The 17,418-nt window shown below is 61.9% G+C and carries 18 protein-coding genes; 9 read left to right on the forward strand and 9 right to left on the reverse strand.

The window, feature by feature from the left end; genetic code table 11:
- Positions 1-101: 101 nt before the first annotated feature.
- Complete coding sequence (gene srmB, locus ACVDHI_RS14025; protein WP_041210934.1) at positions 102-1,322, reverse strand: ATP-dependent RNA helicase SrmB; 1,221 nt, start codon at positions 1,320-1,322, stop codon at positions 102-104.
- A 127-nt stretch (positions 1,323-1,449) separates the two neighbouring features.
- Between srmB and ACVDHI_RS14030 the strand changes: the two genes are divergently transcribed.
- Together ACVDHI_RS14030 and brnQ are read left to right on the forward strand one after the other, a co-directional pair.
- Complete coding sequence (locus ACVDHI_RS14030; protein WP_102983745.1) at positions 1,450-2,160, forward strand: tRNA1(Val) (adenine(37)-N6)-methyltransferase; 711 nt, start codon at positions 1,450-1,452, stop codon at positions 2,158-2,160.
- Positions 2,161-2,350: 190 nt separating this feature from the next.
- Positions 2,351-3,658, forward strand: coding sequence for a branched-chain amino acid transport system II carrier protein (gene brnQ, locus ACVDHI_RS14035; protein ID WP_041211055.1), 1,308 nt, complete (start codon positions 2,351-2,353; stop codon positions 3,656-3,658).
- An 89-nt stretch (positions 3,659-3,747) separates the two neighbouring features.
- Here brnQ and ACVDHI_RS14040 read toward each other — a convergent pair whose 3' ends face one another.
- The 3 genes from ACVDHI_RS14040 to zur are packed head-to-tail and all read right to left on the reverse strand — an operon-like array spanning position 3,748 to position 4,890.
- Positions 3,748-3,975, reverse strand: coding sequence for a hypothetical protein (locus ACVDHI_RS14040; protein WP_039039956.1), 228 nt, complete (start codon positions 3,973-3,975; stop codon positions 3,748-3,750).
- Between the two features lie 5 nt (positions 3,976-3,980).
- Positions 3,981-4,442, reverse strand: a complete 462-nt coding sequence (locus ACVDHI_RS14045; protein WP_010673043.1) for a chemotaxis protein CheX — start codon at positions 4,440-4,442, stop codon at positions 3,981-3,983.
- Positions 4,432-4,890 (reverse strand): zinc uptake transcriptional repressor Zur, encoded by a 459-nt coding sequence (gene zur, locus ACVDHI_RS14050; protein ID WP_010673042.1) that lies wholly within the window; start codon positions 4,888-4,890, stop codon positions 4,432-4,434. Before zur ends, ACVDHI_RS14045 begins: the two co-directional genes overlap by 11 nt.
- 136 nt (positions 4,891-5,026) lie before the next feature.
- Between zur and dusA the strand changes: the two genes are divergently transcribed.
- Entirely contained in the window at positions 5,027-6,013 is a 987-nt protein-coding gene (dusA, locus tag ACVDHI_RS14055) for a tRNA dihydrouridine(20/20a) synthase DusA (RefSeq protein ID WP_447212183.1), read from the forward strand.
- A gap of 2 nt (positions 6,014-6,015) precedes the next feature.
- The gene (locus ACVDHI_RS14060) at positions 6,016-6,165 is read left to right on the forward strand and encodes a hypothetical protein (RefSeq protein WP_010673040.1); all 150 of its coding nucleotides are present in this window, start codon (positions 6,016-6,018) and stop codon (positions 6,163-6,165) included.
- A gap of 82 nt (positions 6,166-6,247) precedes the next feature.
- On the opposite strand, the gene ACVDHI_RS14065 is transcribed toward ACVDHI_RS14060, so the two are convergent.
- Positions 6,248-6,673, reverse strand: a complete 426-nt coding sequence (locus ACVDHI_RS14065) for a hypothetical protein (protein ID WP_029313758.1) — start codon at positions 6,671-6,673, stop codon at positions 6,248-6,250.
- Between the two features lie 113 nt (positions 6,674-6,786).
- Positions 6,787-7,059: a nucleoid-associated protein HU-alpha gene (gene hupA / locus ACVDHI_RS14070; protein ID WP_005305063.1), complete on the reverse strand. Its 273-nt coding sequence runs from the start codon at positions 7,057-7,059 to the stop codon at positions 6,787-6,789.
- Between the two features lie 338 nt (positions 7,060-7,397).
- On the opposite strand from hupA, the gene ACVDHI_RS14075 reads away from it, so the two are divergent.
- Together ACVDHI_RS14075 and ACVDHI_RS14080 are read left to right on the forward strand one after the other, a co-directional pair.
- Positions 7,398-7,880 (forward strand): Rsd/AlgQ family anti-sigma factor, encoded by a 483-nt coding sequence (locus ACVDHI_RS14075; protein ID WP_029313757.1) that lies wholly within the window; start codon positions 7,398-7,400, stop codon positions 7,878-7,880.
- Positions 7,881-7,982: 102 nt separating this feature from the next.
- The gene (locus tag ACVDHI_RS14080; protein ID WP_039040014.1) at positions 7,983-8,369 is read left to right on the forward strand and encodes a PilZ domain-containing protein; all 387 of its coding nucleotides are present in this window, start codon (positions 7,983-7,985) and stop codon (positions 8,367-8,369) included.
- Between the two features lie 53 nt (positions 8,370-8,422).
- On the opposite strand, the gene radA is transcribed toward ACVDHI_RS14080, so the two are convergent.
- Positions 8,423-9,787 (reverse strand): DNA repair protein RadA, encoded by a 1,365-nt coding sequence (gene radA / locus ACVDHI_RS14085; RefSeq protein WP_010673036.1) that lies wholly within the window; start codon positions 9,785-9,787, stop codon positions 8,423-8,425.
- 100 nt (positions 9,788-9,887) lie between these two features.
- On the opposite strand from radA, the gene ACVDHI_RS14090 reads away from it, so the two are divergent.
- Positions 9,888-12,263 carry a PilZ domain-containing protein gene (locus tag ACVDHI_RS14090; RefSeq protein ID WP_447212184.1) on the forward strand — a complete coding sequence of 792 codons (2,376 nt, stop codon included), beginning with the start codon at positions 9,888-9,890 and terminating at the stop codon, positions 12,261-12,263.
- Between the two features lie 56 nt (positions 12,264-12,319).
- Here ACVDHI_RS14090 and ACVDHI_RS14095 read toward each other — a convergent pair whose 3' ends face one another.
- Together ACVDHI_RS14095 and serB are read right to left on the reverse strand one after the other, a co-directional pair.
- Positions 12,320-13,225 (reverse strand): alpha/beta hydrolase family protein, encoded by a 906-nt coding sequence (locus ACVDHI_RS14095; RefSeq protein WP_045523166.1) that lies wholly within the window; start codon positions 13,223-13,225, stop codon positions 12,320-12,322.
- Between the two features lie 28 nt (positions 13,226-13,253).
- Positions 13,254-14,258: a phosphoserine phosphatase SerB gene (gene serB, locus ACVDHI_RS14100; RefSeq protein ID WP_202043095.1), complete on the reverse strand. Its 1,005-nt coding sequence runs from the start codon at positions 14,256-14,258 to the stop codon at positions 13,254-13,256.
- Positions 14,259-14,451: 193 nt separating this feature from the next.
- Between serB and ACVDHI_RS14105 the strand changes: the two genes are divergently transcribed.
- Together ACVDHI_RS14105 and ACVDHI_RS14110 are read left to right on the forward strand one after the other, a co-directional pair.
- The gene (locus ACVDHI_RS14105; RefSeq protein ID WP_010673032.1) at positions 14,452-15,060 is read left to right on the forward strand and encodes an AhpA/YtjB family protein; all 609 of its coding nucleotides are present in this window, start codon (positions 14,452-14,454) and stop codon (positions 15,058-15,060) included.
- A 65-nt stretch (positions 15,061-15,125) separates the two neighbouring features.
- Positions 15,126-17,381 (forward strand): PAS domain S-box protein, encoded by a 2,256-nt coding sequence (locus ACVDHI_RS14110; RefSeq protein WP_447212185.1) that lies wholly within the window; start codon positions 15,126-15,128, stop codon positions 17,379-17,381.
- Positions 17,382-17,418 lie beyond the last annotated feature (37 nt).

The following is a 17,418-nucleotide window of genomic DNA, read 5'->3' on the forward strand; positions in this document are numbered from 1 at the left end:
CTTGCGTCGGCTTTTTTCTGCGCCTCTCTCAGGCCACTCCCCAGGCAGCAGACAGCAAAACGGCCATCCTGGGATGGCCGTTTCAACTGTGCTCGGGGGCATTACTTCTTTTTCTTCTTTGCCGACTTCTTGGCATCCTTCGGCTTTTTCTTCTTCACCGGCACCCGCGCTTCCTTGTGTCTGGGGCGCAGCTCATCGATCACCCGGCGCTTGAGGCGCTCCTCGGTGTAGCGTTCGATCTTGGCGACCATGGCCATGTCGTGGGCTTCCACCAGGCTGATGGCGCAGCCACGGTTGCCGGCACGGCCGGTACGACCGATGCGGTGCACATAGACATCCGCGCCGTAGGGCATGTCGTAGTTGATGACATGGCTGACGTTCGGCAGATCGATGCCGCGGGCGGCCACGTCGGTGGCGATGAGGAAGGGCACCTCCCCTTCATGGAACTTGCGGATAGACTCGATGCGCTTGGCCTGCTCCATCTCGCCACGGATCCAGGCGCAGGGCACGCCTGCCGCCTGCAACTGGCCGGAAAGCTCCGCCAGTCGCTCACGGGTCTTGACGAAGATGATGGCCTTCTGGGTCTCCGGGTTTTTCAGGATGTGCACCAGCAGAGCCAGCTTGTGGGCGGCATCATCGGCTAGGTGGATCCACTGGGTGATGGGGCGGCGCTCGCTGCGGGGCGGCTCGGCGTGCAGCTCAACCGGGTCTTTGAGGATCTCGCTCGCAAACTTCTCGAGGCCGGCCCCTTCCAGAGTGGCGGAGAAGAGCATGGTGTGTTTGCGGTAGCGCGCCTCTTCCACGATGCGGTTCACGTCCTTGATGAAGCCCATGTCCAGCATCCGGTCCGCTTCATCCAGCACCAGCACCTCGATGTCGTGGCTCTCGAACTCCTCTTTCTCGATGTACTCGAGCAGACGGCCCGGGGTGGCCACCACGATGTCGGTGGTCTTGGTCAGGGCAGGTAGCTGCTCTTCATGGCTGACGCCACCGATGATGGTCTCGATGCTGAGATGGGTGTGTACCGCCAGGGCCTTGGCGTGAGCACTCACCTGCAGCGCGAGCTCGCGGGTCGGAGTCAGGATCAGCATGCGGCACGGACCCGGCTTGCGACGCGGGAAGTCCAGCAGGTGCTGCATCGCGGGCAGCAGGAAGGCGGCGGTCTTGCCGGTTCCGGTCGGCGCAGAAGCCAGAATATCGCGGCCGTCCAGGGCTGGCTCCAGCACCATCTGCTGGATGGTGGTGGGGCGGGTGAATCCCATCTCGGCCAAGGCCCGACTGAGGGCTGGATTCAGGTCGAAATCATCAAAGGACTGGCTCATGGCAATACTCGGTCATTAAGGAAGCGGCAGATTATAGGCGATTATGCCGTCGGCTCCTATGGTGACTGTGGCTTAGCCGCTATAATCGCCGGCCATTTTCCGCGGGCAGGCACAGGAGGAGGGCCGAATGGGGCGCAACAACGGTTTCACGTTCAAGCAATTTCACATCGATCACGACCGCTGCGCCATGAAGGTCGGTACGGACGGCATTTTGCTGGGAGCCTGGGCGCCGGTCGACAACGCCCGCCGGGTGCTGGACATCGGCACCGGCAGCGGCCTCATCGCCCTGATGCTGGCCCAGCGCAGCACGAACGGCTGCCACATAGACGGGGTGGAGCTGGATAAGGATGCAGCCATGCAGGCCCAGGAGAATGTGGCGGCCTCCCCCTGGCGTGAGCGGGTCACCATCATAGAGAGCGCCATTCAGGATCACCTCGCCCCCCCTTACGATCTCATCGTCTCCAACCCGCCCTATTTCCCGGCAGGCCAGACACTCCGCGATCCGGCCAGGGCTCTGGCCCGTCATACCGGGGGGCTCGCCCCCAGGGGATTGCTGGCCGCCAGCGATCGCCTGCTGAGCCGTACCGGGCAACTGGCCCTGGTGCTGCCCACGGCGATGGCGGATGAAATTTTATGCATTTCGTCGAGTTATGATCTGTATGAGCGTTGTTATCTGGCTGTTACTACCAGAGAGGGGAAAGAGGCAAATCGTGTTTTATTGCTGCTTGGCAGAGGATTAAACAAGTGTGAGAGGGGTGAAATTGTGATCCATTCTGCCACGGGAGGCTATTCCGACAGATATATCCAACTAACCAGCCCCTTCTATTTGAAGATGTAAATTTTGCCTTGAACTATTTTTTCACATCATTATGCTGACTGCTAAATGAGCGCCCGCTCAAGACCAGTTCAAACCACTGGTCGCGATGAAAAAACCAGCGGGGCTCTTTTTTTTACCCCCGGAAAGTGCCGGTCACTGACAAATAAAAAACTATAACAAGCAATAGTTTACAAGACAGACGAGGTTGAACTTGACGAAATCACTCACATTGTCCGATGTACTCGGATTGGGCTTCATGACCTTTGCGTTCTATCTGGGCGCAGGCAACATCATCTTCCCGCCCCTGGCCGGCTTCATGGCGGGTGAGCACCTCTCCCTGGCCATGCTGGGCTTCCTGGTCACCGCCGTGGGCCTGCCCCTCATCACCATCATCGCCGTCGCCAAGGCTGGCAACGGCTGGGCCGGCATGACCAAGCTGCTGCCGGTCGGCGTGGCCACCGCACTGGCCGTCGCCATCTACATCATCATCGGCCCGGCCTTCGCCGCCCCCCGTACCGGCCTGGTGGCCTACGAGATGGGCCTCAAGCCCTTCCTTGGCGACATGGGACCATCCGGTCTGGCTGCCTACACAGTACTGTTCTTCGGCGTGGCCATCCTGGTCTCCCTGAACCAGGGCAAGCTGATGGATGCCATCGGCAAGTACCTGACCCCGCTGCTGATGCTGCTGCTGCTGACCCTGGCCATCGGTGTCTTCGTCGCACCGCAAGGAAGCATGCCTGCCGCATCCGGTGACTACCAGAGCACCCCCTTCGTGAAGGGCATTCTGGAAGGCTACAACACCATGGACACCCTTGCGTCCCTGATGTTCGGCGCCCTGATCGTCGACCTGCTGCGCCAGAAAGGCATCCATGACTACCAGAGCCAGTTCAAGTACCTGGCCATCGCTGGCATCATCTCCGCCATCGGTCTCTCCGTGGTCTATGTCTCCCTGTTCCAGCTGGGTAACACCGCTGCCGGCGTCGCCACCGACGTGAGCAACGGCGGTGCCATCGTCAACGCCTACGTGCTGAGCCTGTTCGGCCAACCGGGTCAGTTCATCCTGGCTGCCATCATCACCCTGGCCTGCTTCACCACGGCCGTCGGCCTCATCTCCGCCTGCTCCGACTTCTTCCACAACCTGACCGGCATGAGCTACAAGAAGCTGGTCGTGCTGCTGGGTGTCATCTGCGGCGTCGTGGCCAACGTGGGCCTGAGCCAGCTCATCAGCCTCTCCATTCCGGTGCTGGTCGCCATCTACCCGGTTGCCGTGGCGCTGGTGCTGGTCACCTTCCTGAAGGGTTACTTCGGTCGCCCCCGCCTGGTGTTCCGCTCCGTGCTGCTGGTCGCCTTCCTGTTCGGCTGCCTGGACGGCCTGGGCGCCGCCGGCATGAAGATGGATGCGTTCGCCTTCCTGCCGCTGTTTGACAAGGGCCTGGCCTGGTTGCTGCCGACCCTGCTGGCCTGTGGCCTCGGTGTCATGGTGCGTGGCAATGGCAAGCTGGCTGCAGAAGCGGCCTGATAACAGATCTTGACCAAATAAAGAGGCCAGCATTCGCTGGCCTCTTTTTTGTTGGTGCAATCTGATCCATCCGTTGTGGAGAGCGCTCGTCAGAGTACGGTTGCTGGCTTGGGTTTGCCTGCAAGACCGTACCAGTGATGCTCAAACCGGCCCGCATGCCAGCGCAGGGTGCCCCAGGGCTGGTCAGCCTGCCAGCGCGGGAAGTTGATCTCCACGCGGTTGTCTTCGTACTTGTAGAGAGAGGTGCTGATCTCGATATCCGACAGGATAAGCAGCACCACCCCACCGATGACACTCCATTTCAGCATCTTCCACATGGCTATTACTCGAAGCAGATCTCGATGGTGGCACGGCCATACTCCGATTCGAACGGCATCATGATCTTGGCGCCGTCGGCCCGGTGAGTGATGGTGTGATTGGGACCGGAGACGATGACCGGGGTCGCCATGTCGAACTCATAGCCCTTCTCCCCCAGCATGCGTTTGGCGCCGCCCGTCACCATGTTGGTGATCTCGCCCACCATGTCGGTCACTTCCTCGTTGATGGTGGCCGGCGCCTCCCCCAGCATGCGGCGCATGATCTCCAGTGCCAGCCCCTTCTCGAAGCTGATGGAAAGGGAACCCCGGGTCTGCGGACCCACCATGCCAATCAGGCCGGAGACATCTCCCCGAGCCAGCTCGTCCGTCTTGCGCTTGGGCGCGCCCGGTTTGAGTTCCAGCTGTGCCATGGTGGAGAGCACGTTGAGCAGGGAGAGCAGGAACGGGTTTACAAAATCAGCCTTCATCTTGACTTCCTACGGTAGCGGAACAGCGGGCACATTGACCATGGGCTTCTATGGTCTTGTTGGTAATAGTAAAACCATGCTGATGAGCCTGCTCGGAAAAGGCGCCGTCGATGGCGGGATCGTGCAGCTCCACTACCTCACCGCAACGATCGCAGATCAGCAGTTGCATCGGGTGGGCATGGTCGAAGTGGCAGCAGAAGATGAAGGCGTTGAGCGACTCCACCTTGTGGGCAAAGCCCTGTTCGAGCAGGAAGTCGAGCGCCCGATAGACGGTAGGTGGTTTGGCATGAGCCTCGGTCTGCTGCAACTGGGCCAGCAAATCATAGGCACTGATGGCATTGCCGTGGGCGGCAAGCAGCCGGAGCACCTGGCGCCGTGTCGGGGTGAAACGGATCCCGCGCTGCTCGCAGAGGCGTTCCGCTCGTTGTAGAAGTTGGTCTTGATTCATGTTCACGCAGATACCCTGTCAATTAGCCGGATACTATCACAGGGCCCCCAGTGCGCGGCGACAAAATTCATTTTCTGGGGCTGTCTCACGTTGTGATAGAATCCCGCCCCTTGTTTGGCCAACCCGGATGATTTTTATGCAGGCGCAGCGCTTTTCCATCGCCCCCATGCTGGACTGGACCGATCGGCATTGCCGTTATTTCCACCGTCTGATGACCCGCCAGACCCTGCTCTATACCGAGATGGTGACCACGGGCGCCATCATCCATGGCAAGGGCGACTATCTGGGCTACAGCGAGCAGGAGCACCCTCTCGCCCTGCAACTGGGTGGCAGCAACCCGGCAGACCTGGCCCGCTGCGCCAGGCTCGCCGAGGAGCGCGGCTATGACGAGATCAACCTCAACGTCGGCTGCCCCTCCGATCGGGTGCAAAACGGCCGCTTCGGTGCCTGCCTCATGGGTGAACCCGCACTGGTGGCCGATTGCGTCAAGGCGATGCGCGACGTGGTCGACATTCCGGTCACCGTGAAGACCCGTATCGGCATCGACGATCAAGACTCCTACGAGTTCTTGCAGGCCTTCATCGAGCAGGTAAGGGACGCCGGTTGCAATACCTTCATCGTCCATGCCCGCAAGGCCTGGCTGAGCGGCTTGAGCCCGAAAGAGAACCGCGAGATCCCGCCCCTCGATTATCCTCGCGTCTACCGGGTCAAGCAGGATTACCCGGATCTGACCATTGCCATCAACGGCGGGGTGACCAGTCTGGAGCAGACTCTTGAACATCTGCAGCACCTCGACGGGGTCATGATGGGCCGCGAAGCCTACCAGAATCCCTACATTCTGGCCCAGGTGGACAATCTGGTGTTCGGTGAGAACCATGCCGTGCCAAGCCGCCACGAGGTGGTGCGGATGATGCTGCCCTACATCGAACAAGAGCTGGCCAAGGGCAACTACCTCTCCCACATGACCCGCCACATGCTGGGGTTGTTCCAGAACATGCAGGGTGCGCGCGCCTGGCGTCGCCATCTGAGCGAGAATGCCTGCAAGCCGGGGGCCGACATTCAAGTGGTGCTGGACGCCATGGCCAAGGTGCCGGAGTTCGCGCCGGCCGACGCGGTGGAGTGATCATGTACCGCTTCACCGGATCCTGGCTGCACAAGGCCCTGGTGCGTCTGTGCGCCGGCCTGCTCACCATTCTCGGCATCAAGCTCAGCGCCTTCTATTTCATCGGGCTGCTGATCGTGCTGGGGCTGCACCGGGACCAACTCCTGGGCTGAACGCCACCTCTCCCGAACAAGAAAAAGCCGGCGCCCCTGCGCCGGCTTTTTTGTCACCACGGAGGTGACCCGACAGTCTAGCTTACTCCTCCTGAACCATGAACTGGAGTTCAGGGGGAGAAGAGGTCAGCACATCGGCGCAGTAATCCCAGGTCGAGATGCGGTAGTGCTGCAAATCTTCATCCAGGTGCAGTCCATCAGATTCCTGATGGAACCAGCTGGCGAAACGGGACGGGGTGATGAGCTGGATCTGCTCCTCGATGACGTGGCTGTCACGCCCCTCCGCCAGATCGCAGTCCTCCATCACCCGCACCGCGAAGATGTGGCGAAAACTCACCCGGCACAGGGGCAACGGAGGCAGATCGATGCTGCGAGCACGCCCCAGCATGACGGTCAGGGTGTCGCTCCAGATATCCTGATGCAGTTCGGCCACGACCAGGCCGGGAGGGAGTTGACGAGAGGGAGCCCAGGGGACGGCTACCTGCCGAATGGCATTTTTCTGTTCCATATCCACCTCGCTACAGCGCATGCCATATCCTGAGTGTATCTGAAACAAATTTTGACGAAGATGGCAAGAAAAAACCCGGCACAAGCCGGGTTTCATTTGATTACAAGACGACCTTATTTGACGGCGTCTTTCAGCGCCTTGCCAGCCACGAAGGACGGCACATTGGCAGCTGCAATCTGGATCTCTTTACCGGTTTGCGGGTTGCGACCGGTACGGCCCGCGCGATGGTTGACCTTGAAGGTACCAAAACCCACCAACTGAACGGCATCGCCCTCTTTCAGGCTCTGGGTAATACCATTGATGATCTCTTCCAGAGCGACTTTGGCCTGAGCTTTGCTCAGGTCTGCTTTGGCGGCAATTGCATCGACAAGTTGAGCTTTGTTCATAACATTTCCTTTATGATCGGGCATTTAGCACCGGGCCACTCTATTCAAAAAAAAACACTCAGGCAAAGGCTTTATCAGCCGGATTGGCTTGAATGCTGGGGTTTTCATCAAGATCTGCGGAAATAGTCACATATATCGCCCCCTTGTCCCCTGGATGGGCGACAGGATGCGAAGTACCGGTGGGGAGAGGCATGCAAATCCCCGCCTGATGTAACAATATCCCTACACTCCTATTGACGGTCAACTGGATTTTCCCTAGTTATAGGAGTGTCGTCAGTCGATGAGAATGACCGGAGGCGTGCGACGCGAGTGCCGCATGCCATGCCCATGGAGGGACTATGTTAACTGAACTGGAAAAAACCAAGCGCGCACTGGCAGGCAAGCATAGAGCAATAGATGACTGGCTGGATGCCAGACAGGCGTTGCTGGTCGAGTACATGCGACTGGCAGGCCTCATGCCCGCCAAGTGCAAGCAACGCACCCTCCCAGGCCATGTAGAACTGCAACGTTTTTGCGAACAACTGGTCGACTACGTCAGCGCAGGCCATTTCGAGATCTACAACCACGTCGTCACCGCCTTTGAGCAAGCCAGCGGCGACAAACTGGAGCTGGCCAAGCGCATCTACCCCCATATCCGTGCCTGTACCGAATTCGCGCTGGAGTTCAACGACAAGTACAGCAACGCCGACGAAGCCCAGTTGCTGCAACTGGACGAGGATCTGAACCAACTCGGCCCCGTGCTGGAGGACAGGTTCAAACAGGAGGATCGGCTGGTCAAGGCGCTGCAGGTGGTGGAATCCCTCAGCCATCAGCAGGTCTGATATTCAATATCGGAGCCAGTTCAATATCCTGGCGTGCCAGCTGGATTACACTCTGCAACATGAAGAATGAGCATCTTGCTCGCACGCAGACCGGAGACGACCATGGCCGAGCGCCGCCACTTTACTCGGATTTTCTATTTGACCGCCGCCAAGCTCACCCAGGGTGAACACCAGTGGCGCACCCAGCTGGTCGATGTCTCCCTGCAGGGAGCCCTGCTGCTCAGACCCGAGGCTTGGGTCGCCAGCGAGGACAAGGAGTACGAAATCTGCTTCGTGCTCGGGGGCAGCGACATCGAGATCAAGATGCAAGTCGAGCTGACCCACGAAGCCAGCAAGAAGCTGGGGTTTTACTGCCACCACATCGACATCGACAGCGCCACTCACCTCAAGCGGATGATCGAGCTGAACATCGGAGAGGAGCAACTGCTCCATCGCGAGCTGGAGCAGTTGCTGCAAGAGCACCGAGACCACGTCCCCCCCGAATCCTGAGCGGGCGGTCAGAAAAACAAAGGAGCGTTCATACGCTCCTTTTTCATGGTTGGTTACAGGGCCTCGAGGGCATCGGAGAGTTTCTTCACCGGCACCACCTCCATCCCCTCGATGGGATGTTTGGGCGCATTGGCATGCGGGACGATGGCTCGGCGGAAACCGTGCTTGGCCGCCTCCTGCAGTCGCTCCTGACCCGAGGGCACGGGCCGTATCTCGCCGGAGAGCCCCACCTCACCAAAGACTACCAGATCCTTGGGCAGGGCCTGATCCCGGAAGCTCGACACCATGGCCAGCAGCAGCGCCAGATCCGCGCTGGTCTCCTCGACTTTGACGCCACCCACCACGTTGATGAACACATCCTGATCCGCCATCTGCAACCCGCCGTGACGATGCAGCACCGCCAGCAGCATGGCGAGACGGTTGTGATCCATCCCCACCGCCACCCGGCGCGGATTGGAGAGCTGGGAGTAATCCACCAGCGCCTGCAACTCCACCAGCAGGGGGCGCGTGCCTTCCCAGATCACCATGACGATGGAGCCCGGAGCCTGCTCCTCCCCGCGGCTGAGGAAAATCGCGGAAGGGTTGCTCACTTCCTTCATTCCCTGCCCGGTCATGGCGAAGACCCCCAGTTCGTTGACTGCACCGAACCGGTTCTTGTGGGAGCGCAGGGTGCGAAAACGCGAGTCGTGCCCGCCATCCAGCAGCACGGAGCAGTCGATGCAGTGCTCCAGCACCTTGGGACCCGCCAAAGTGCCGTCCTTGGTGACGTGGCCCACCATGAAGATGGCCACATGATTCTGCTTGGCATAGCGTGTCAGCAGCGCCGCCGACTCCCGCACCTGGGAGACGGACCCCGGCGCAGACTGCACATCCGCCACGTGCATCACCTGGATGGAGTCGATGACCATGATCTGAGGTTGCTCCTGCTGGGCGATGAGGCAGATCTGCTCGACACTGGTCTCGGACAACATGCGCAGCTTGTCCGTGGGCAGACCCAGCCGACCGGCCCGCATCGCCACCTGTTGCAGTGACTCCTCACCGGTCACATAGAGGGTCTTCATGCGCTGCGCCAGGCCGCACATGGTCTGCAGCAACAGGGTCGACTTGCCGGCCCCGGGGTTGCCGCCGATGAGAATGGCCGAACCGGGGACCACACCGCCACCGAGTACGCGGTCCAGCTCCTTGAAGCCCGAGCTGAAACGGGGGATCTCCGTGGTAGCGATCTCCGCGAGGGTCTGCACCTGGCTGCCGACGGCGCCCGCATAACCGGTATAGCGAGCGCTCTTGCCGGGTGTCGTCACCCCCAGTCGCACCTCGGTGATGGTGTTCCACTCCTTGCACTCGCTGCACTGGCCTTGCCAGCGGGTGAAGTCGGCTCCACATTCGGAACAAACATAGGCGGTTTTGTTTTTGGCCATGGATAACTCGGGGACAGGATGAATTCCTGCTTGATATACTTGTTTGCGACCGGCAGATCAAACCCAGAATCGGAAAAGTGACTTTCCGCGGCAGGAATACATGGATTCAGAACAACCACTACATCTGATAGAACAACTTGTCCCCCTGCTCCGGGAAAAGGACTTCGACGAAATCTTCAACCGTCTGACCCAGAACGAAAATACCAACAGCCGGTTCCTGCTGAAGATGGAACTCAAGCGCAAGTGCACCCCCTGCCGGCGCGTCATCGACATGCGCAACGAGCTGGGCGCCCTCTGTCAGGTGCATGAGTTCGACGGGGTGACCCACTTCATGCCCGCCGAGGCCATCGAGCTGTTTCAATCCCAGTGCTACCTCTACCGGGACAGCTACACCCTGGGGGTCTACGAGGCGCTGCAAGCCTGGTACAAACTCAACCAGGGGCGCAGCGACAATCTGGCGCTGCCCATCAGCCCGTTTCGTCCGTTCGATGTCAGCGCCATCCCCTTCGCCAGCCATTACGGGCGGCAGGAAGAGCGCATGCACTTCAGCTCCCCCATGGTGCTCCAGCTCGCCAACGGCGAGAAGATCCTCGCCAAGAGCTCCGACATCTCCCTCGGCGGCATCCGGGTATCCGTGCCCTATCTGCCCGACTACCAGACAGGCGACCTGATAGCCGTCTTCTTCACCGGACTGGAACGCGATCATCCCCATCCCCTGCTGCGTGACCCGGTCAGCTACCAGATCCTGGGGGAGGAGAGAAAAGAGGACAAATTCTGGCTCAGGCTGCTCAAGAACGGCGAGCATCCGGTGTTTGACGAGTTCCTGCGCGACTTCATCGAGCGCAACCGCAGCCGCTATCGCGTCAGCGTCGACTACCTGCTCTCCGCCGCCGTCATCAAGGGGTATGAGCAGTTCTATCTGCCGCGCATGACCGGCATGCCCCTCTATTTCGGCAAGGGCAGCATCCCCGCCCTCGAGATCGCCCTGCGCACCGAGAACAACCAGCACATTCTCGAATACTGGCGCGACGCCAAGAACCGCGACATGCTCGCCAGCCTCTTCACTGCGGCCCGCATGCCCTCGTTGCTTCCAGGCAAAGAGGGGCTGCGCGAGACGCTGATCTACAGCTTTACCCATGCGGTACGCAGCCACCTCTACTTCTTCTCCGCGACCCGGGAGGAGCTGGAACAGAGCGGACTGACCGCGCTCTTCTTCCAGATCGGCGCCCGCCGCCCCAGCTGGCGGGTATACAAGTTCAGCATGGAAGCCTGCACCCTGCGGGAGGCCGACCTCGACAACCCCCAGGGCGGGGCGAGCCCGTTGCAGGACAGGCTGCTGCGCGAGCGCCTGGCCCAGCTCGGATACGTAGGCATGCTGCAGGAGATAAACCTGGACAACCAGCGCGACGAGTTCCAGCGAGAGACGGGTCAGGATCCGCTCAACGCCAACGCCTTGCAGCGCTTTGGCCATGACATCCATGCCGCCCCCTTCGAGATAGAGACGCTGCACTATGTGCAACTGCGCAAGGAGGCGCGCTACATGCACAAGACGGCCATCGTCTTGCATCACAAGGAGCGAACCTGGGTCGGCTGGACCCGAGACATCTCGGCCCACGGCATGCAAATCGAGCTGGAGGAGCCGTTCGACGGGGAGAAGGGAGACATCATCACTGTGGCTCTGCCCCGTTTGCAGGAGCTCGCCAGGAACATGGACCTGCAACGCCTGCCCTATCGGCTGGTCAGCCTCAACCTGAGCAGAACCGTGCTGCATCTGTGCATCGAGGGGACGGCTGAGCGCCATACCGGCCACCAGTTCTTCAGCCTGCTTATCGAAAGCAACCAGAACAAGCTCAAGACCACCCGGGAGTTCAATCGCTATCGCGGCATGGCCAGGGCGCTGCGCAACCTCTACACCCACCACCTGTTCAACACCCCCGTCTATGTGAACAAGCTCAAGGCCGCCCCGAAACTGGCCGCGGCCGGCCTCTCGCCACAGCCACGCAGCCTTTCCCGTCTGCTGCGCATCTGTGCCGAGCAGGATCAGCAGTTGAACCTGTATCCCCTGTTCCAGGGGGCACTGCTCAAGGCCCTGCTGCTCAATCCCCTGCGCGCCATCGAGCGGGAAGACAAGCCGGAAGAGGAGGAGGTCTACATCGCCGCCCTCCACTCCCAGGGGGGAACCCCCCTGTTTCGCAGCCACCTGGCCAGCAGCTTCAGCTCACCGGATCAAAAGCGCCGCTTCATCGAGCTGGCCCGGCAACAGGGCGAGTTCTATTCGGTACTGGTGGGTATTTCGCGCACCGGCCGCCCGGACACCAGCTTCATCGCGGGTGAACTGGACTACATCGCCAAGTTCGCCATTCACAAGGCCAAGAAGCTGGAAGAGGAGCTCTGGAGTGTCGTGGGCGTGGGTGAACTGACCGATACCACCGAGGCGACCCTGTTCCGCCTTGGCATACCATCCGGGTCCCGCTAGCCAGCAGGGCAGGAAGACAACAAAAAACGGGCACGCAAGTGCCCGTTTTTTGTCTATCAGGAAGCCTGGGGGTTGCGCAGCCAGGCAAGGATGTCGGGGAAGTGATCCTCCTGTGCCTGGGGGGCCGTCAACATGTTGATGTGGTCGTAATCGAGTCGGTTGCCGTTGTCCCGCCCAAGGCGGGTGTGGCGGGCGGCCGAGCCCATCTCGTCGCTGAAGCGGCGCACGTCGACGGGGTGGCCAAGTACCTTGTCCGCCTTGGCGGAGATCATCCAGAGCGGGGGCCAGTTGACCCGGCTCGCCGCCTCGTCATAGGCGAAGCCGTCAAAGGGGTCCAACCAGGGCCCGCACTTGACCCAGGGGATGGTCTCCTGCAAGTAGCGCAGGGGCTCATCATCGGCCCCTATCTTCAACCGGCGGGCAGCCAGAAACCCCCGGCGGCGCGCCAGCCAGGGGGCGAGCCGGTTCCAGATCAGATCCACCTTCAACCAGCGCTCCGGGTTCTGCACCGAGACCCCCCGCTTGGTGCCGAAGAACACTAGGCTGGCAACCTGCTCCGCCAGCTCGGGGAAGCGCACCAGGGTCGAGGCCATGATGACGCCGCCCCAGGAGTGGGCCATCCAGTGCACCCGGGCACCGGCATGGCGGGCCGATACCCAGCGCTGCAGAGCGGGCAGATCCTCGGTGATCAGCTCATGCTGACCGTGGCCGGCCCGCTCGGCGATGGTCGGAGTGCTCAGACCCCGACCACGCAGATCCGCCACATAGACCTGATACCCGTGGCGAGCCAGAAAGCAGGCCAGCCCCTTGCCCGATTCGGTGTAGAAGATGCGGCCGTTCTCGATGGCCCCGTGCACCATCAGGATGGGGTCGGCATGCACCGCGACACCGGGCTGGATATGGCGCACATGGAGTCGATGCTCACCGCAGGGGACAAACAGGGATTGCTGTAACAGTTCCATCTCGTGATCGGCTCCTCCTTGAGCGGGATCAGCACCAGCGTCGGTCGCGACAAGCCAGGGCGCCGAGCAGGCAGAGCACCCCTTCCAGATCGTGGTGATTGAGGGTCGCCGCCGCCTGGGCACGAACCAGGGGTTTGGCATGAATGGCAATACCAAGCCCCGCCACCCCCATCATCTTGAGATCGTTGGCACCATCGCCGACCGCGACCGTCTGGGATGCAACCACCCCGTACTCCGAGGCCAGCTGTTGCAGCGCCTCGGCCTTGGCGGCGGCATCGACGATGGGGCCGCTCACCTTGCCGGTCAGCAGGCCCCCTTCCACCGCCAGCTCGTTGGCGAAAATGGCATCCAGACCCAGAGCACGCTGCAACTCGCCGGCAAAACGGGTGAAGCCACCGGAGGCGATCGCCACCTTCCAGCCAGCCTGCTTGAGAGCATCGACCATGAGTGGCAGGCCCGGCATCCAGGGCATGTCGGCCGCCACCTCGTCGAGGATGGTGACCGGCGCCCCTTCCAGCAGCGCCACCCTGGCACGCAGACTGTCGGCAAACTCCAGCTTGCCCTGCATGGCCGCCGCGGTAACGGCCGCCACTTGCTCACCGACCCCGGCCAGCCGCGCGATTTCGTCGATGCACTCTATCCTGATCGCGGTGGAATCCATGTCCATCACCAGCAGACCGGGCTCACTCAGGGTAGGCAGGGCGGCCAGATGACACAGGTCGATGTCCCACTCCTGGGCTTTGAGCGCCTGCACCAGCTCGGGGGAAAAGCGGTTGGTGCCAAGCAGCAGCAGCGGAATACCGGCCTGTTCCCCTGCGGGATAGAGGCTTGACTCAAGCCCCAGGGCATCCAGCTGCTGGGCCAGGCGGGCCAGATGACCGGCCTCCAGCCCCTTGCCAAACAGGACAATCCAGGCGCTGTCGTGGGCGTTGGCCGCGGGCAGCAGGGCTTCGTTGGTGAGCTGCCAGCAGGGGGCACAGCTCAGGGCCCCGGACCAGTCGTGCAGGGAGCGGGGAAGTTGGGACAACAACATAAGAGAGACGCCTTCCTTGGAAATCATGGGGTTCATCATGCGGGCCCAGAGTAGCGTATTGCTTTTTGTACAGGCAAGCGCCAAGATCCCGCCTGCGGTGCGGGCAGACATGGAAACAGACCACCCTGTTTCCCGCTTCGCGGCACCGGGGCACCAGCCAGCCCCGCTCATCCATTACCAGAGGCCCGGTTCTGTGCGTCATCTTCCCATCAAACGTGTTGTCAGCCTGGCGGCGGGAGTCCTGCTCGGTCTCTGGGTGCTGGTGCTGCTCATCCACATGCAGGGAGAGAGTCAGGCCGCCCTGCACGCGGCGGCACGGGACAGGGCACAGGCGCTGGTCGCCTATGCCGCCCGGGACATGCGCCGCTGGATCAAGGAGGACAAGGAGAGCGAACTGGAGAGACTGGCGCAGGATCTGGCCGCCGAGCCTGACATTCTGGATGTCACCCTCTACGACGCCCGCGGCATTCCCCTCGCCCAGTCGGACAACGCCCTGCCGCTGGACAGCCTGCTGCCCATCGGCAGCGACAACAAATCCCTGCCGGAGCAGGGCAAGGGGCGCATCCAGTTTGTCCAGGAGATCCAGGACGGAAACCTGACCCTGGGCTATCTGAGGATCACCCTGGAAGAGCAGAAACTGCTGGCCGCACAAGATACCCATCTCAAGGTCAACCAGGAGAAACAGCGCCTGATGTTGCTGGTGATGCTGCTGGCCGGCCTGCTCATCTCCTACGGGGTGCGTCGCAACTACATGCGGGTGCGCAAGCACAAGAAACAGAGCAAACCCGCCGCTCCGCAATAAGCGGGAGTGGATCACATCCTCCGGCTTGTATATAACACTGGCAAGATCACTGGCAGGAGAGCCACATGATTGCCCCCCCCTTGCCGCTGGATGAACACAGTCGACTGGAACGACTGCGCATCCTCGGCCTGCTCGACCACGAGCCCATCGATCAGCTTGATCGCCTCACCCGGCTCATCACCCGCCATTTCGCACTCCCCATCGCCATGGTCTCCCTGACCGACGTGAACAGGCAGTGGTTTCTCGCCCGCACCGGGGTCGATATGTGCGAGATCAACCGGGAGCACTCCTTCTGCGGTCATGCCATTTTGCGCCCCGACATCATGCAGGTACCGGATGCCAGACGGGATCTCCGCTTTGCCGACAATCCGCTGGTGACCGATGATCCCGGCGTGGTCTTCTACGCCGGTCGGCCCCTGCGGGCGCTGGATGGCGTGGTGCTCGGCACCCTCTGCCTGGTGGACCATGTGCCGCGCCATCTCGACGAAGATGCCTGCCGGGATCTCGACGACTTCGGCCGCCTGGTGGAGAACACCCTGCACGATCTGGAGCGGCGCCACCAGGTGCGCACCCTCAACCAGGTGCTGGAAGACAAGGAGCATCTCTTCACTCTCACCTTCAACCAGTCGTCGGTGGGCATGGCCCTCTCCTCCCTCGAGGGGAAATGGCTGAGAGCCAACCCGGGGCTGGAGCGGCTGCTCGGTTACAGCGAGCACGAGATGCTGAGCCGGACCTGGCTCGCCATGACCCATCCCGAAGATCTGCAGCGGGAGCAGCCCCTGTTCGATGCCCTGATCGCGGGGCAACGGCAGGATTACCGGCTGGAGAAGCGGATGATCCGGGCCGATGGCACCCAGTGCTGGGTCCAGCTCAGCGTGACCCTCTGCCAGAGCCGCACCATGGCCCCCCACATGATCGCCGTGTTCGCCGACCTCACCGAGCGAAAACAGGCCGAAGCCGAACTCGTGCGGCTGCAGCAAGGGCTCGAGCAGCAGGTGCAGTCACGGACCCGGGAGCTCTCCCGCACGGTGGAACAGCTGCATCAGGAGATGCGCGAGCGCGGCGCCATGCAGCAGCAGCTGTGGCAGGAGCAGCGCCGCTTGCAGCACATGCTGGAGCACACCAGCAATGCCTTCCTCGAGCTCGATGCCGATTTCATCATCACAGGCTGGAACCCGGCCTCCACCACCCTGCTCGGCTGGCACGCCGACGAGATGCTGGGCCGCTCCCTCTCAGGGCTGCTTGGCGCCGATCACCCCCTGCTGAGCCTGTCAGGCAACCCGCAGAGTCCGCCACGGCGGCTGGAATGCGACATCATCACCCGCACAGGCCGGCACATCCCGGTCGAGGTGATCGCAGAGCGCTACCAGTTCGACGGCAAGGTGCGCCTCGCCCTCTTCCTGCATGACATCTCCGCCCGCCGCCAGGTGCTCGCGGAGATCGAGCGTGGCCGGGCCCGGCTGCGGGCCATCACCGATGGCCTGCCGGTCACCATCAGCATGGTGTCGCCCGAGGGGCGCTACCTCTTCGCCAACCAGGCCTATTGCCGCTACTTCGGGCTCGATACCGAACAGATGCGGGAAATGAGCGTGCGGGACGTCATCGGCGAGGAGGCCCACGGCAGGGCCATGGCCTATGTGGCAAAGGCCCTCGCCGGTGAGCAGGTGAGTTTCGAGCACCGTTTCGATCTCCCCATAGGCCGACGCGACCTCAGGATCACCATGATCCCGAGCCGGGGCGACGAGCCCGGGGTCTACATCCTCGGCAGCGACATCACCGAGTTCAAGGCGCTGCAAAGCCAGCTGGAACACGAGGCTGCTCACGACCCCCTCACCGGCCTGCCCAACCGGCGCGCCTTCACCCTGCGCCTCTCCCGGGAGCTGGAGCGGGTGCGCCAGAATGCCGAACCCCTGGGGCTGCTGTTCCTCGATCTCGACGGCTTCAAGGGGATCAACGACAGGCTGGGCCACCATGTCGGCGACGCCCTGTTGCAGCGCTTTGCCCAGGTGCTGAGTGCCGAGGTGCGCCCGGGGGACATGGTGGCGCGCCTGGCCGGCGACGAGTTCACCATCATACTGCCTGCCCTGCGCCAACCCGCGCAGGAGCTGCCTGCCCTGTGCGAGCGACTGCTGGCGGCCATGGCGGTTCCCGGGGACGTGGCCGGTCACCGGCTGCCCCTTGCCGGCAGCATAGGGGGCGCCCTCTGCCACTCGGGTCAGTATTGTCACATCGACGATCTGCTGCACCGGGCCGATGCCGCCATGTACCAGGCCAAACAGGCGGGCAAGGGGCGCTTCGCCCTCGATCTCAGCACGGCATAAGGGGCTGTCAGCCCCCCAAAGCAACGGGGAAGCCTCA

The sequence above is a fragment of the Aeromonas sp. 25-248 genome, assembly GCF_053005425.1.